This is a genomic window from Labrenzia sp. PHM005 (assembly GCF_006517275.1).
Lineage (GTDB): Bacteria > Pseudomonadota > Alphaproteobacteria > Rhizobiales > Stappiaceae > Roseibium.
Map to the genome: position 1 here is coordinate 420,543 of NZ_CP041191.1, position 15,712 is coordinate 436,254.

General features: G+C 55.3%; 9 protein-coding genes, 1 pseudogene and 1 riboswitch. Of the genes and pseudogenes, 3 read left to right on the plus strand and 7 right to left on the minus strand.

The features are described from left to right. The first annotated feature begins 174 nt into the window (after positions 1 to 174). Both FJ695_RS02090 and FJ695_RS02095 read left to right on the plus strand, forming a co-directional pair. Positions 175 to 1,320, plus strand: a complete 1,146-nt coding sequence (locus FJ695_RS02090; RefSeq protein WP_141183896.1) for a substrate-binding domain-containing protein — start codon at positions 175 to 177, stop codon at positions 1,318 to 1,320. Next, on the plus strand, positions 1,317 to 4,070 hold the full coding sequence (locus FJ695_RS02095) for an EAL domain-containing protein (RefSeq protein ID WP_141183897.1): 2,754 nt from the start codon (positions 1,317 to 1,319) through the stop codon (positions 4,068 to 4,070). Before FJ695_RS02090 ends, FJ695_RS02095 begins: the two co-directional genes overlap by 4 nt. Positions 4,071 to 4,159: 89 nt before the next feature. Here the strand turns inward: FJ695_RS02095 and pnp are convergent, their stop codons facing one another. Both pnp and rpsO read right to left on the minus strand, forming a co-directional pair. After that, positions 4,160 to 6,283, minus strand: coding sequence for a polyribonucleotide nucleotidyltransferase (gene pnp / locus FJ695_RS02100; protein WP_141188533.1), 2,124 nt, complete (start codon positions 6,281 to 6,283; stop codon positions 4,160 to 4,162). A gap of 315 nt (positions 6,284 to 6,598) precedes the next feature. Beyond that, on the minus strand, positions 6,599 to 6,868 hold the full coding sequence (rpsO, locus tag FJ695_RS02105) for a 30S ribosomal protein S15 (RefSeq protein WP_141183898.1): 270 nt from the start codon (positions 6,866 to 6,868) through the stop codon (positions 6,599 to 6,601). A 282-nt stretch (positions 6,869 to 7,150) separates the two neighbouring features. After that, a riboswitch (TPP riboswitch) is annotated at positions 7,151 to 7,270 on the plus strand. 95 nt (positions 7,271 to 7,365) lie between these two features. On the opposite strand from rpsO, the pseudogene thiC reads away from it, so the two are divergent. Further along, positions 7,366 to 9,176, plus strand: a pseudogene (thiC, locus tag FJ695_RS02110) (phosphomethylpyrimidine synthase ThiC). A 48-nt stretch (positions 9,177 to 9,224) separates the two neighbouring features. On the opposite strand, the gene FJ695_RS02115 reads toward thiC, so the two are convergent. The 5 genes from FJ695_RS02115 to FJ695_RS02135 all read right to left on the minus strand — a co-directional run bounded on the left by FJ695_RS02115 (position 9,225) and on the right by FJ695_RS02135 (position 15,692). Further along, positions 9,225 to 10,622 (minus strand): FAD-dependent oxidoreductase, encoded by a 1,398-nt coding sequence (locus tag FJ695_RS02115; RefSeq protein WP_141183899.1) that lies wholly within the window; start codon positions 10,620 to 10,622, stop codon positions 9,225 to 9,227. Between the two features lie 89 nt (positions 10,623 to 10,711). After that, on the minus strand, positions 10,712 to 11,656 hold the full coding sequence (gene truB / locus FJ695_RS02120) for a tRNA pseudouridine(55) synthase TruB (protein WP_141183900.1): 945 nt from the start codon (positions 11,654 to 11,656) through the stop codon (positions 10,712 to 10,714). A 105-nt stretch (positions 11,657 to 11,761) separates the two neighbouring features. After that, positions 11,762 to 12,181, minus strand: a complete 420-nt coding sequence (gene rbfA, locus FJ695_RS02125; RefSeq protein WP_141183901.1) for a 30S ribosome-binding factor RbfA — start codon at positions 12,179 to 12,181, stop codon at positions 11,762 to 11,764. 104 nt (positions 12,182 to 12,285) lie between these two features. After that, positions 12,286 to 15,027 (minus strand): translation initiation factor IF-2, encoded by a 2,742-nt coding sequence (gene infB, locus FJ695_RS02130; protein ID WP_141183902.1) that lies wholly within the window; start codon positions 15,025 to 15,027, stop codon positions 12,286 to 12,288. A 29-nt stretch (positions 15,028 to 15,056) separates the two neighbouring features. After that, the gene (locus FJ695_RS02135) at positions 15,057 to 15,692 is read right to left on the minus strand and encodes an RNA-binding protein (protein WP_141183903.1); all 636 of its coding nucleotides are present in this window, start codon (positions 15,690 to 15,692) and stop codon (positions 15,057 to 15,059) included. Positions 15,693 to 15,712: the final 20 nt, after the last annotated feature.

Consider the following 15,712-nt stretch of genomic DNA (forward strand, 5'->3'; position numbering starts at 1 on the left):
GAAGCGACAACAACTCAACATCATTAAGTATTTTTTGTATCTGTTTAGAATATCTTAGAAATTGGACCAACATTGTGAAATATCGCAATAACGCTTTTAGTTGCATTGCTTGTTCTTGCACACAAAAATACGTTTTGTTTTAGGCGCAACGACTGCCAGGGAGGGAGGCCACAAATGAAACTAGTGAATACTTTGAACGGCTACGCCTTCAAAACTACCCTTATTGCTGGTCTTGCGGTCTTTTGGCTCTTGGTGGCCGGCCACTTTGCCGCACAAGCTCAAGGCAGCAGTTTGGATGAGTTCTGGTCACTGGCGGAATTCACAGAACTGAACGAAAGACAAAAACAAACATCGGATAACTTCACCAAACGCGTTTCAGCCGATGCCATCAAAATCGATGGGGCGCTAGAGCCAGTCAAGATCGCTGTTATCTACCCGGGAAAACAAGCGTCTGACTATTGGCGTCGGAGTTTGAGTTCATTTGAAGCCCGTTTGGCTGAAATTGGTCTGCCGTACGAGATTGGATCCTTTTTCTCCGGCTCTTCGTCTTATGTCGGTAACCAAGCCCAACTCATTACCGAAGCCTTGAAAAACGATCCGGATTATCTGGTTTTCACGCTCGACGCTTTGCGCCACAAGCCGATTGTCCAACGCTTGATTGCCCGTGGGCGACCCAAAGTAATCTTGCAAAACATCACGACGCCCTTGAAAGCGTGGCGTGACCGACAGCCGTTCCTATATGTCGGCTTCGATCATGTGACCGGGACAGAGCTCTTGATCGACTATTACAAAAAACGCCTTGGTACAAAAAAGAACTTCGCAATTCTGTTCGGGCCACGCGGATACGTTAGCCGGGCCCGGGGCAATACATTTCTGCAGGCTTACTCCGATCCGGACAGCATGAATCTCAAAGCCTCTTATTATGTCGGCTATGACCGGCAGAAATCACGGGATGCAGCGGAGCGGATCCTTGATGAAAACCCAAACCTGGACTTCATTTACGCCTGCTCCACCGATATAGCGCTTGGCGCAATCGACGCGATTAAAAGCCGCAACCGCCAAGCAAATGTCATCACCAACGGCTGGGGCGGCGGCAGTGATGAACTCGATGCTATCCTCAAAGGTGAGCTGGAAGTAACGGTCATGCGTATGAACGATGACAACGGTGTTGCCATGGCGGAAGCCATTGTTCTGGATCAATCTGGAAAGAGCGCTGAAATCCCGATCGTCTTCTCCGGAGAATTCGCTGTTGTATCAAAAGAAAACTCAGCAGAAGATATCAATGAACTAAAAGCGCGGGCGTTCCGGTATTCGAAATGAAGACTAAAGGACTTAAGTTCAGCTGGTTGATCGGAAGCCTATTTGTTATCGGCTTGATGGCGACCGGCATTGCGATTTTCGGAATTACCTTTCTTGGAAGCCTTTCCATCGCTGAACTGGAAGCCCAGCGTTATGCCGAACGTGATCAGTCGCTAGCCCGACTCGTATTTGAATCCCATCTTAAAAGCATCGAAGATCAGCTCAGGACAACGGCCGTTGATCAGGATTTGATCGACTCGGTAAATGAATACGATTCCGGAAAAGCGACGCGCATTTTGGAATTGGCCGGACAGAATTCATCAGGCGCATTGCCGGACGTTCTAATCCTGGATCATGAAAAGCAAATGGGCTGGTTGAATGCCAGTCTCGCCCTTGTCGATGTTGGCGCGGTGTTGCCGGGACAGACGTTGCGGACGATGCCGCCGGATGTATGGCGGTTTTACAGTGATCAATCGACAGACCAGCCAACAAACCTGGCTGTTATTGCAATTCCTGTCATTAACCCCGAAGACGGCCGGGTTATTGCCAGACTGATCGGCGGCAGTTTGATCAATGACTCATTTACTCTTTTGGATAGTCTTTCCAATGTCCTGAGCGTTCAGGACATTGCCATTGTTCATCGCAATCAAACGCTTGCGTCTTATGGGGTGTTCACCGACCCTGCTCATGTTCAGGAAGTGCTTGCACTGCTTGGGGACAAATCGAATGTCCTCTGGGAAGCCAAACTTTTTACAAAGTCCGTCCTCGAAGCAGGAGATTCTGGCAGTCCGATTTATGTGATCGCCGAAGAGCCCAGCGACACACTTAACAACATTGAAGACACCTATCTGGACATCTTCTTTCCATTTCTCCTTTACATCGGCATAGCGTCGATCGCGGCAGCTTACCTCGTCAACCAGATCACAGCATCCAGCCTTGCCTCCCTGGTTAGCTATGCCAGTGCACGCGCTGACAACAACAAATCAGAGCAGTTCGAACAAGGACGAATTGCTGAATACAATTTGCTAGGTTCACTGTTTGATAAAGCGTTTGCGTCTGTTCAAAAAACCAATGCGCAATTCCGGGAACTTATCGACGGATCGCTGCAGGGGATCGTTATTCATTCAAACTCGAAGATCCTCTATGTAAACGATGCACTGCTGCAAATACTGGGGTACGACGCTGACGAAATCGATCAACTCGTCGGCCAATCTATCTGGAAAATCTATGCCCCAGAAGAGCATGAACGCATGCGCAATTACCGTAGGATTCGTGAAGTGGGTGGCGTAGCACCTACTGTTTATGAGGTCATTGCGCACAGTAAATCCTGTGACCCGATTTGGATCGAGCAACACGTTCGCATGACAACTTGGAACGATGCTCCAGCTATTCACACCACCATTACCGATATTTCAGATCGAAAAGAGCAGGAAAAACTCATTGAGCAACATGCAAATTATGATGCCTTGACCAGCTTGCCGAACCGAAATCTCTTCCTCGACCGTTTACGTCAAAGCCTGGCTCAGCAAGAAAAAACGGATGCCACCGGGGCTGTGCTCATTATCGATATCGACCGGTTTAAAGCTGTCAACGACCTTTACGGACATGAGGTGGGTGACCCTATCCTGCAAACTATCGCAAAACGGATAGAAACCATTGTCGATAGCAGCGACACGGTTTCTAGGATCGGCGGTGATGAATTTGCAGTTCTGCTGACTGATACGGAAGACGATTGGGAAATAGAACGAATTGCTCAAGATATTCTGCATAACATCTCAAGAAAAATTAATGCCGAAGCAGGCAAAGAAATTGTGTTGACCGCTAGCGCTGGGATTTCGGTCTATCCATTTGATGGAACAACCGAGACAGCTTTGCTGAAACAAGCCGAGGCCGCTAGAAACCAGGCCAAATCGGACGGCGGCGACCGGTTCCGTTTTTTCTCCAAAAAGATGAATGAACGAGCGACCCGTGCCCTGCGGCTCGAAGCAGCGCTGCGCCGCGCCATTGAGAACGACCAGCTGGAAATCCACATCCAGCCAATCATCGAGTGCGTATCGGGGACCGTGGCCGGCTGTGAGGCTCTTGCCCGATGGAACGACCCAGAACTTGGCATCGTTTCGCCCGGTGAATTTATTCCGATTGCAGAAGACACCGGGCTGATTGTCCCCTTGGGAAAACAGGTCTTGAAAAAGGCCTGCGAGTTCTACCGGGAATGCACTGAGCGCGGCTATGACCTTGGCGGGATCGGCGTCAATATCTCGCCACGCCAATGCCGGGAAGACGGTTTTATCAATTTTGTAAAAGCCACCCTTGATGAAACGGACATCTCGCCGCGCAGCCTCACATTAGAGATCACCGAGAGCATGATGTTCGATGACAGTCAGATCGACCCTGTCGCGCTGTTGACGGCCATCAAGAGCCTTGGTGTGAAGATATCTCTGGACGACTTCGGGACCGGCTATTCTTCCTTGAGTTATCTAAAACGCTTGCCGATCGATACGCTCAAGATCGACCGGTCTTTCATCAAGGACATTGAAACCGATAAGGACGACCAGGCACTGGTCAATGCCATTGTCACCATGGCACATGCACTCTCGATTGGTGTCATTTGCGAGGGGGTCGAAACCCGCAAGCAAAACACCATCTTGATGCACATGGGATGCCGTGAGATTCAGGGTTTTTACTTTGGCAAACCGATGCCTCAGGATGAATTCTTTGAGTTCCTGGAGGAAGAACCCTTCAAAGCCGAACTGCAGCTGAAAGTCAGTTAGAGCCAGGTCTACAAGGCTCAGGGTGGATCAATTAAAAACGCAGGTGCCGCAAAGCACCTGCGTTTTCTTTTTGTCTAATTTGGAAAGGCTTAGCCTTCGTCTTTCGGGATTTCCTTACCGGTTTCCTGATCAACGACTTTCATGGACAGGCGGACCTTGCCGCGCTCGTCAAAGCCCATGAGCTTGACCCAGACCTTGTCGCCTTCCTTGATCACGTCTGTGACCTTTGCGACTTTCCTCGGGGCCAGTTGGGAAATATGAACCAGGCCGTCTTTCGCGCCGAAGAAGTTCACGAATGCGCCGAAGTCAACGCACTTCACAACAGTACCTTCGTAGATCACGCCAACTTCCGGCTCAGCTGCGATGGAGTTAATCCAGTTGACAGCTGCCTTGATGGCCTTGCCATCGGAAGAGGCGATCTTGACGGTGCCGTCGTCTTCAATGTTGACCTTTGCGCCGGTCTTTTCAACGATCTCACGGATAACCTTGCCGCCCGAACCGATGACTTCACGGATCTTGTCGACCGGAATTTTCATCATTTCGATGCGCGGTGCGTGTTCGCCAAGCTCTGCGCGGGCTTCTGTAATGGCATTGGCCATTTCGCCGAGGATGTGGATCCGGCCGCCTTTGGCCTGCTCCAGAGCGACCTTCATGATCTCTTCGGTGATACCGTCGATCTTGATGTCCATCTGCAGCGAGGTAATGCCGTTTTCAGAACCGGCCACCTTGAAGTCCATGTCGCCGAGGTGATCTTCGTCACCCAGGATGTCGGACAGGACTGCGAAGCGCTCGCCTTCCTTGATCAGGCCCATGGCGATACCGGCAACCGGTGACTTCAGCGGCACACCCGCATCCATCAGCGCCAGAGAGGTACCGCAAACGGTTGCCATGGAGGACGAACCATTGGATTCGGTGATCTCGGAAACAACCCGCAGGGTGTACGGAAATTCGTGGTGCGCCGGCAGCATCGGGTTGATCGCGCGCCAGGCCAGCTTGCCGTGACCGATTTCGCGGCGTCCCGGAGAGCCCATACGGCCGGTTTCACCAACAGAGTATGGCGGGAAGTTGTAGTGCAGCATGAAGTGGGACTTCACAGTGCCTTCCAGAAGGTCGATGAATTGCTCATCTTCGCCAGTACCGAGGGTCGCAACAACGAGGCCCTGCGTTTCACCGCGAGTGAAGAGAGAAGACCCGTGCGCACGCGGCAGAATGCCGACTTCAGACGAAATCTGGCGCACGGTAGACAGGTCACGGCCGTCGATACGGGTGCCGGTGTCCAGGATGCCGCCGCGAACGATTTCAGCTTCCAGCTTCTTGAATTGTTCGCCGAGCACGTTGCTTTCAACAGCTTCGCCTTCGGCAGCGTTGGTGATCAGCGCCTCGACGACTTTTGCCTTGGCAGCGTCTACAGCGTTCTTGCGGTCGGTTTTTGTCGTGATCTTGTAGGCAGCGGCCAGATCGTCAGCTGCAATACCCTTCACTTTGCCGAACAGCTCGGAATGATCTGCTGCAACGAATTCACGCGGCTCTTTCGCACCAGCTTCCGCCAGCTTGATGATCGCATCGATGACCGTCTGGAAGCCCTTGTGGCCGAACATAACGGCGCCGAGCATGATGTCTTCGTCGAGTTCCTTGGCTTCAGACTCAACCATCAGAACCGCATCATTGGTACCGGCAACAACCAGATCCAAAGCGGATTCCGGCATGTCGTCAACCATCGGGTTCAGCACATATTCGCCGTCGATGTAACCAACGCGCGCGCCGCCGATCGGGCCCATGAACGGAACACCGGAAAGCGTCAGGGCAGCAGAGGCTGCGACCATTGCCAGGATGTCCGGAGCGTTTTCCATGTCGTGCGACAGGACCGTGATGACGACCTGGGTGTCGTTCTTGTAGCCATCGGCAAACAGCGGACGGATCGGACGGTCGATCAGACGGGACGTCAGGGTTTCGTGCTCAGACGGACGGCCTTCACGCTTGAAGTAGCCACCCGGGATCTTACCAGCGGCAAACGCCTTTTCCTGGTAGTTCACGGTGAGCGGGAAAAAGTCCTGGCCGGCACGCGGCTCTTTGGCGGAAACAACAGTCGCCAGAACCTTGGTTTCGCCGTAAGTCGCCATAACAGCGCCGTCGGCTTGACGGGCAACCTTGCCCGTTTCGAGTACGAGCGGACGTCCGCCCCAGTCGACTTCTACACGATGAATATCAAACATCATCTGTCCTTAACATAGACTGCCTGCCCCGCCGCTATTCCTCAGCGGTCCATCTGGGGCAAACACATTCCCGGTCGGCCCCGGATGGGCCGGTTACCGGCGGACAGGTCATGGGCAAGACGGCAAGCTGCTTTTCAATGAATTCGAAAAGACGCTGGCAATCCTGCCCCATGACTTGTCACGAGGTTTCTATAGAGTGTTTGCTTCCAAAAGGGAAACACTCAAAGGCCGCAGGAATGGAAGAAAACAGTCCCGTTGCCATAAAGAAAAACGCGGCGGGCAAGCCCACCGCGTTGATCAAGTCTAAAACAAGCCTTAGCGGCGAATGCCAAGACGCTCGATCAGCGACTTGTAACGCTCTTCGCTTTTGCCACGCGTGTAGTCCAGAAGGGACCGGCGGGAGGCAACCATCTTCAAAAGACCGCGGCGGGAGTGGTTGTCCTTGCCATGCTCTTTGAAGTGTTGGGTCAGGTTGTTGATACGCTCGGTGAGGATCGCAACCTGGACTTCCGGAGAACCGGTGTCGCCTTCTTTGGTGGCGAATTCTTTCATGAGCTCAGCTTTGCGCTCTGCAGTGATCGACATCGCTCTTCCTTTCAAGAGGTAGGCCCGTTGACCGGGCGCGTTGAACTGCCGGAATACCGGCCTGATCCATCAGTCGCCAGAGCCGAGATGTCGGTCAGCAAAGGTTCTTGAAGGACGAATTGAGCCTTAATGCCCAATGGCGGCGGAATATGGCGGAAATCCGGGAAAAAGGAAAGCGGAATCTTGGATTTTGTTTCTGGAATTTTTCGCACCGCAACAGACACCTTTCAACAGAGTGTTGGCCCGCAAGAATTGACAACCGTAGATCTACAAACCAATGTGCCTCGTACCAGGGGTGTCCCGGCAAGGGGCTGAGATTCTGATGTGCTCATAAGAGCGGCGCAGTGACCCGTTGAACCTGATCCAGTTCATACTGGCGTAGGGATGGTCTGAAAAATGCTGCTTTCTTGTCCGTATCTTGCGGAACATCATAATCTGTTTTGCGTGCCATCGCCTGTGAGCTGGATCTCTTTTTCTAAGAGAGGAGCTCATAAACAATGTCATTTAGCCCCAAACCGGTCCCAGCCGTCACCACCGGCCCGCTGCCCGCGTCCCAGAAGACCCATCAAACCGGTGAGATCTATCCCGATATACGCGTGCCCATACGAGAGATTTCGGTGCACCCGACGGCCGGCGAGCCGCCGGTAACCGTCTATGACGCCTCTGGTCCCTATACAGATCCGGATGCATCAATCGCCATCGACCGTGGCTTGCCCCGGCTGCGCGAAACCTGGGTTTCTGGCCGGGGCGACACGGAAATGTACCAGGGCCGCGCGCTCAAACCGGAAGACAACGGCTTTGCCGCCGGCGACCGGCTGACACCGGAATTTCCGGAAAGCCATTTGCCGCGCAGGGCGACGGGCGGCAAGGCCGTCACCCAGATGGCCTATGCCCGCGCCGGGATCATCACACCGGAAATGGAGTTTGTTGCCATCCGCGAAAACCTTGGCCGCCAGGCTGCGGCAGAAAAATTGGAGCGGGACGGCGAAAGCTTTGGGGCAGACATTCCGGATTTCATCACGCCGGAGTTCGTTAGGGACGAAATTGCCCGCGGGCGGGCGATCATTCCGGCAAACATCAACCACCTGGAAAGCGAGCCGATGATCATCGGGCGGAATTTCCTGGTCAAAATCAATGCCAACATCGGTAACTCTGCTGTCACCTCCTCCATGGCCGAGGAAGTTGAAAAAATGGTCTGGGCAATCCGCTGGGGGGCCGATACGGTGATGGACCTTTCCACTGGCCGGAACATTCACAACACCGCGACTGGATCATTCGCAATTCGCCTGTTCCGATCGGCACCGTTCCCCTTTACCAGGCGCTGGAAAAAGTGAACGGCATTGCCGAAGACCTCTCCTGGGACGTTTACCGCGACACCTTGATCGAACAGGCTGAACAGGGCGTGGACTATTTCACAATCCACGCGGGCGTACGCCTTCACTATGTGCCGTTCACCGCCAACCGGGTGACCGGGATTGTCTCACGCGGCGGGTCGATCATGGCCAAGTGGTGCCTGCATCACCACAAGGAGAGTTTTCTCTATGAGCATTTTGAGGATATCTGTGATATCGCACGGGCCTATGATGTGTCCTTCTCCCTCGGCGACGGCCTGCGTCCAGGATCCATTGCCGATGCCAATGACGCCGCGCAGTTCGCCGAACTCGAAACCCTTGGTGAACTGACACAGATCGCCTGGGCAAAAGACTGTCAGGTGATGATCGAAGGTCCAGGCCATGTGCCGATGCACAAGATCAAGGCCAATTTGGACAAGCAGCTTGAAACCTGCGGCGAAGCCCCGTTCTACACGCTTGGGCCTCTGACCACCGATATCGCACCTGGTTATGACCACATCACATCAGCGATTGGAGCGGCGCAGATCGGCTGGTATGGCACGGCGATGCTGTGTTACGTGACGCCGAAAGAACATCTAGGTCTGCCGGACCGCGACGACGTGAAAACCGGTGTAATCACCTACAAGATTGCGGCTCATGCGGCCGATCTTGCGAAAGGGCATCCAGCGGCAAAAATCCGGGATGATGCGCTGTCCCGGGCGCGCTTCGAATTCCGCTGGGAAGATCAATTCAATCTGTCACTGGATCCTGACACCGCACGCTCGTTCCATGACCAGACCTTGCCTAAGGAAGCGCACAAGGTGGCGCATTTCTGCTCCATGTGCGGGCCGAAATTCTGTTCCATGCGGATCTCGCATGACATCCGGACAGAAGCCCAGAAAGAAGGTATGGAGGTGATGGCCGCCAAATACCGCGCCGGCGGCGATCTCTACATACCGGCAGACCCAGGCGAATAGGCGAACCCTTTTGCAAAGGCCATGCCCGAGGTATCGGGCATGGTTGCTTCAGTCTTCGGCAAGTTCGTCCTCAATCAAGTCCGCTGCCGCCAGTCCGCTCAAATAGGCTCCATGTGTCGTGCCGTGAAACTCGAACGTTGTGTGCTCGCCGGCAAATAGAATCGTGTTCTCGACGGGCTTTGCAAAGCGGTCAAAATCTTCAGATGTATTACCGACAGCCGAATAGGAGTAGGCACCAAAAGTGAACGGGTCTTCCGACCAACGCGTCGCCAGATGATCAACAGGCTCGGGAATGCCGTCACCAAACATCGCACGCAGCGCCCTCATGCAGTCGGCGATCATTTCAGGATCGCTCATTTGCTCGGCGACAAACGGATAGTCACCAACGCAGACCCCCAAAAGGATGTTTTCCGGGCTGAACGTCCGGTAATTGACAAAATAGTTCCAGCGGCCTTTCGGGTCACTCATATAGCCGAAATACTGAACATCCGTGGGCCAGAACGGCGCATCAAATTTCAAGGCCAGTTTGGTGACACTGCCGAAACCAATTTTCTCAATGCTATTTTGGTGCGATGCCGGGAGCGGCGGGACGAAAGTAAGTGCGCCCTTTTTCAGGACACCGAGCGGTACCGTGCAAACGACATAATCGGATTCATAGGTGCCGTTGGATGTATGAACCGCTGCACCATCGCCATCTTCATATTCGATGGCCTCAACCACCGTCTCGAAGCGAATGTCGAGGTCAGCGGCCAAGCTTTTGGGGATCTGGTCGTAACCGTCCGGCAAAATAACATCGGCGCCCTCGAACTCGTTGTCTTCATCGAAATAATAAGCCGACAATTTGTCGATCGGGCCGCCGGTCGAGAACTCCGTATAGGCGCTCATCATCCAGCGCAGCACCGGGTCGTTGAGGCTTTCTTTGGAAACTCGCTGGATCGCCCCGGACAACGGCTGATCATTGTCAAAGGTGTCGTCAACCCGCTTGTAGAGGCGCATCAGGTCACGATACTTGGAGTTGATCTTGGATCTCACAACAGCATCGCCATCTTGGGTAAAGACCTGATAGCTTTCGTCTGAGGTGATAAAAGTCGGCGCGTCGATCGCACGTGCCAGTTTTGAAATCGGGTTTCCGTCGGGCCTGTGGATCCAGCCGGCGCCGACCTCAAATGGCGCGCCCAAGGACCAATCTGTCCGGATCCGCCCACCGACGGCAGACGTCGCCTCGAGGACCACAACAGTGTATCCAAGATCCTTGAGGCGCCGGGCAGCAGCCAGACCTGCGATGCCTGCCCCAATCACAATCACATCGAAGTCGTCGTTCTCGGCTTTCGCAGTGCTTGCAGTCAGGAAGGGCGCAGACAGTGCCGCGGCAGCGCCTGTTTTCAGGATTTGGCGCCGCGTTGCCCGCCCGAGAATATCAGAAAAGACCTTCCGACCGCGCTTCATAATGCCGCCTTGCCCAGTGGTTCACGTTTGTATCTGGGCATCATGCCACGGCTGGATCAAAACGTCAGGAAGGGATCGCAGATATGGCTTTAGAGATGAAAAACCCGGCTCGGCTGAAAGCGGCCCTTCTCGATCGCGCCGATGGCGACGGGAACACTTGCGTGGCTGGCAAAGGCGACATCACAGTTCAGCGGGGCGTCCCGGCCACGCAGAAGCACCGCCATGCCCTTTTTGATCTTGGCTGCATCGTCATCCGAGACTGTGACTTCAACCAGCTCATCCATCGCCTCGCGCACCGGCAAGACAAACTCTTCTACCAGCTCATCGACACCCGCACCTTCTTCAAGCTCTTCTGCCATCTGAAGGATTTCATCCAACGCGACCAGATCCTCTTCACCGAACGGCCCGACCAGCAAGCGGCGCAGTTCGGTGACATGACCGCGCGTGCCCAGCCGGCGGCCGATATCACGGGCAAGTGCGCGGACATAGGTGCCTTTGCCGCATTCCGCTTCAAAGACAGCGCGGTTTACATCCGGGCATTCCACGAGGTCCAGCCGGTGCATGTCGATCGGCCGGGCTTCGAGTTCAACCTCTTCGCCGTCGCGGGCGAGATCATAGGCACGTTCCCCGGCCACCTTGATCGCCGAGAACTTCGGTGGAACCTGCATGATCTCACCAACAAATTCGGGCAAAACCAAGCGAATGGCATCCGTATCCGGCCGCACATCAGACGTCGCGATCACTTCGCCTTCGGTGTCGTCGGTGTTGGTTTCTGCGCCCCAGGTCACCTCGAACCGGTAAACCTTTCGACCGTCCATCACAAAAGGCACCGTTTTCGTGGCCTCACCAAAGGCGACCGGCAGCAGACCGGACGCCCGCGGATCGAGCGTGCCAGCATGGCCGACCTTTTGCGGTGAAAATATCCGCTTGATCTTGCCAAGCGCCTCGTTGGAGGTGATGCCATAGGGCTTGTCCAGCACCAGCCAGCCGTTGATCGTGTTCTTTTTTCTTTTGAATTGCTGTTTGCGGGCCATTTGGATTTTCTGTCAGGCAAAATTCGGACGCGGTCGTCATGCCCGGGCAGAACCCGGACAGCTAATGTCTTTGTCGTTCAAAGACAGTCACGGCAAATGAGATTATCAGTTCTCGGTATCGGTCTCTTCATCACTCGCCAGATCCCTGGAGACTTCCGGCGAATGCAGCAGCGTTTCGATCCTGTCATCATCATCAAACCTGGTATCGAGCACAAAGCGCAAGTCCGGCATGTATTTCATTGTCAGCCGGCGCGACACCTGACCACGCAGGTATTTGGCGCTGCGATTAAGAGCCTTTTCGACCTTTTCCGCGTTCACGCCGCCAAGGGGCATGACGAGACATGTTGCCAAACGCAGATCCGGTGTCATCCGCACTTCGGGAATGGTGATGATGACACCATCCAGATCCGGATCGGACATCCGTCCGCGGGTCAGAATGTCGGATAATTCTTTGCGCACCGTTTCGCCAACCTTGAGCTGGCGCTGCGATGGTCCGCGGCTGTCCTGTCCAGAATGTTTCGCCATTTGAATGGTCCTAACCAGAGCCGATAGGGGGCTCCAAATGCAAGGGCGCCGGCGTGACCTTTAAAGTCCCGCCGGCGCGAATGTCTTCCGATTGGTTCCGGCGTTTAGAGCGAGCGTTTGATGTGCTCGACGCGGAAACACTCGATTACGTCGCCCGGACGCATGTCCTGGTACTTGGTGAAGTTCATGCCGCATTCCTGACCGGATTCGACAGACTTGACCTCGTCCTTGAAGCGCTTGAGCGTGCCCAATTCGCCTTCGTGGATAACCACGTCGTCGCGGATGAGGCGAACCTGCGCGCCGCGCTCCACGACACCTTCGGTGACCAAACAACCAGCAACCTTGCCAACTTTGGAGATGTGGAAGATTTCCTTGATCTCCGCGTTGCCGAGGAAAGTCTCGCGGCGTTCCGGCGACAGCAGGCCAGACATGGCTGCCTTGATGTCATCGACGAGATCATAGATCACGTTGTAATAACGAACTTCGATGCCATCACGCTGAGCTGCTTCTCGCGCCTGTTTGTTGGCACGAACGTTGAAGCCCAGGATCGGCGCCTTGGAGGCTGAGGCGAGGGTGATGTCGCTCTCTGTGATGCCACCAACACCTGACAATAGGATGCGCGCACCCACTTCGTCGGTGCCAAGCTCGTTCAACGCGTGAACGATCGCTTCGGCAGACCCTTGAACGTCTGCTTTGAGCACCAGCGGGAATTCCTTGCGGCCAGTTTCCTGCAGACGGTTCATCATCTGCTCAAGAGAGCCACGGGCACCAGAGGCAACCACAGAGGCTTTCTCACGGATCTGACGCTGGCGGTAATCGGTGATTTCACGAGCGCGTGCTTCGTTTTCAACCACGGCGACCATGTCGCCAGCAGCCGGTGTTCCCTGGAAGCCGAGGACTTCGACCGGTTTGGCCGGGCCTGCTTCTTTCACCTGCTTGCCGTTTTCATCCAGCATTGCGCGAACGCGGCCCCACTCAGCGCCAGCGACGAGAATGTCACCCGGCTTGAGAGTACCTTTCTGGACGAGGACAGTAGCAACCGGACCACGGCCACGGTCGAGCTGTGCTTCAATGACGATACCTTCTGCGGTCCGGTCCGGGTTGGCCTGAAGTTCAAGAACTTCGGACTGCAACAGGATCATTTCCAGAAGCTTGTCGAGGTTCTGGCCAGACTTGGCAGACACTTCAACGTCAATGACGTCACCGCCCATGGATTCGGTCACAAGCTCTTCGCTCAGAAGCTCCGTGCGAACCCGGTTTGGATCGGCATCCGGCTTGTCCATCTTGTTGATGGCAACAATGATCGGAACATCGGCCGCCTTGGCGTGCGCAATAGCTTCTTTGGTTTGCGGCATGACACCATCGTCTGCAGCAACAACCAGGATCACGATGTCGGTCGACTTGGCGCCGCGGGCACGCATTTGGCTGAATGCCGCGTGGCCTGGCGTATCGATGAAGGTGATCTTGTTGCCGTCCTGCTCGACCTGGTAAGCGCCGATGTGCTGGGTAATGCCACCCGCTTCGCCGGTTGCCACCTTCGCTTTGCGGACAGCGTCGAGCAGAGATGTCTTACCATGATCAACGTGGCCCATGATGGTCACGACCGGCGGACGTGCCTGCAGGGTGCCCTCGTCATCATCAGAAGAGAAGAGCCCCTCTTCAACATCCGCTTCAGAGACACGCTTGACCGTATGGCCCATTTCTTCAGCGATGAGTTCAGCCGTGTCGGCATCGATCACATCGTTGATCTTGAGCATCTGGCCCTGCTTCATCAGAAGCTTGATCACATCAACGGCCCGCTCCGACATACGGTTGGCGAGTTCCTGAATGGTGATCGCTTCTGGAAGCGTGACTTCACGCATGACTTTTTCGCGAACGACCTGCTGCTGACCGCGTTTCGCCTTCTCCTGGCGGCGGCGCATGGACGCGAGTGAACGTGTGCGCTGACCATCGTGGCCGCCGGTCGCAGCCGAAATCGTTAGCTTCGAACGACGCCGATCATCACCGCCCTTCGGACGGGCAGGAGCCGGAGCCGGAGCCGCTTTGGGCCGTTTAACCGCACGGAGGTTCTTGTTGCGGTCGTCTGCGCCTGCTGCGGGACGTTCTTCCGCTTTCGGGCTGGCCGGTGCCGGCGACGCTTTGCGCTTGCCCATATCATTGAGATTGCGCGGCTTGCCTTCATCACGCCCCGGAGCCTTTCGGACTTCGCGCCGCTGAGCCGGACGATCCTGTTGGGCCGTTTTCGGAGCAGGCTTCTCGGCCGTCTTTTCAGCAGCCTCTTGGGCTTTTGCAGCCTCATCAGCTTTGGCCTGTTCGGCAGCAGCTTTTGCTTCTTCAGCTTCGCGCTTGGCACGCTCTTCTGCTTCGGCTTTCGCGCGAACTTCTTCTTCCTGTTTGCGCTGCGCTTCTTCTGCAGCGCGGCGCTTGGCGTCTTCTTCGCGGCGCGCGGCTTCTACAACCTCGCGTTCCTTGGCCATCTCCAGAGCTGCAGCGCGTGCTTTCGCTTCGCTCGGCGTCAGCGTCCGCAGAACGTTGCCGTTTCCTTTTTGGCGCTGCCCGCCTGCAGGTTTGCGGCCCTGGCGGCCAGCCGGAGCTTCCGGCTTGCGTGGCGCTTCGGCTGGCTTTTCAAGACGCTGCGTGACCGGTGCCGGAGCTTCAGGTTTCGGCTCCTGGCCCGGCAACACGACACGGCGTCTCTTTTTGTTCTCCACAACGACGTTTTTCGACCGGCCATGCGAGAAGGACTGGCGAACCGTTCCTGAATCGCCACCACCACGCTTGAGGCCAAGCGTTTTGCCACGCTCAACGCTGATTGTCTTGTCGTCTGGATTCTTCGTATCGCTCATATTGCCTTCAGTCCTGCGCAACCGCCCTGCTATGCGTTGCTCTTTTCGTCGTCTGCGACGGAATAGCCGCGAAATTGCTCCAAGTCACGTACCCGTGCCAAGAAATTTTCGCTGGCCTGCCCCGCAAGCAGTGCAGCATGTATCACATTTGACCGGCCCAATGCCAAATCCAATTGGTCCGAATCGAACAAACGGACGATTTGGCACCCGTTTGCTGGTTCTGTTCTGCCTGCGGACACCGCCGCCAGCTTCCGCACCCCGTCGTCCGCAGCATCGGAGGCATGGATCAGACCCGCGACAGTGTCCTGCCGCAAGGCTGCGTCAACTTTCGAATAGCCGGTGATTAGCTCACCGGCCTTGCGCGTCATGGAGAGCGCTTGAAGCGCTGCACGTTCCATAAGCGAATCGACCTGGTCTGCCAATCCTGGTTCAACGCGGGCTTCGGTTTTGAAGCCTCTGCCAAACACTTTCTTCCGGTCTTTTTCGGCAACAGCCACGACATCCTTCGACGCTGTTACCCAAACGCCGCGGCCTGGAAGAACCCTTTTCAGATCCGGAACCACTTGACTGTCTGGGTCAAGTACAAACCGGATCAGCGAGCTGATGGGCTGAACCTCCCTGGTAACGGCACATTGCCGTTCGGTTGGCTCATTCTTCCTGGGCACGCCGCCACTCCTCTAGATCA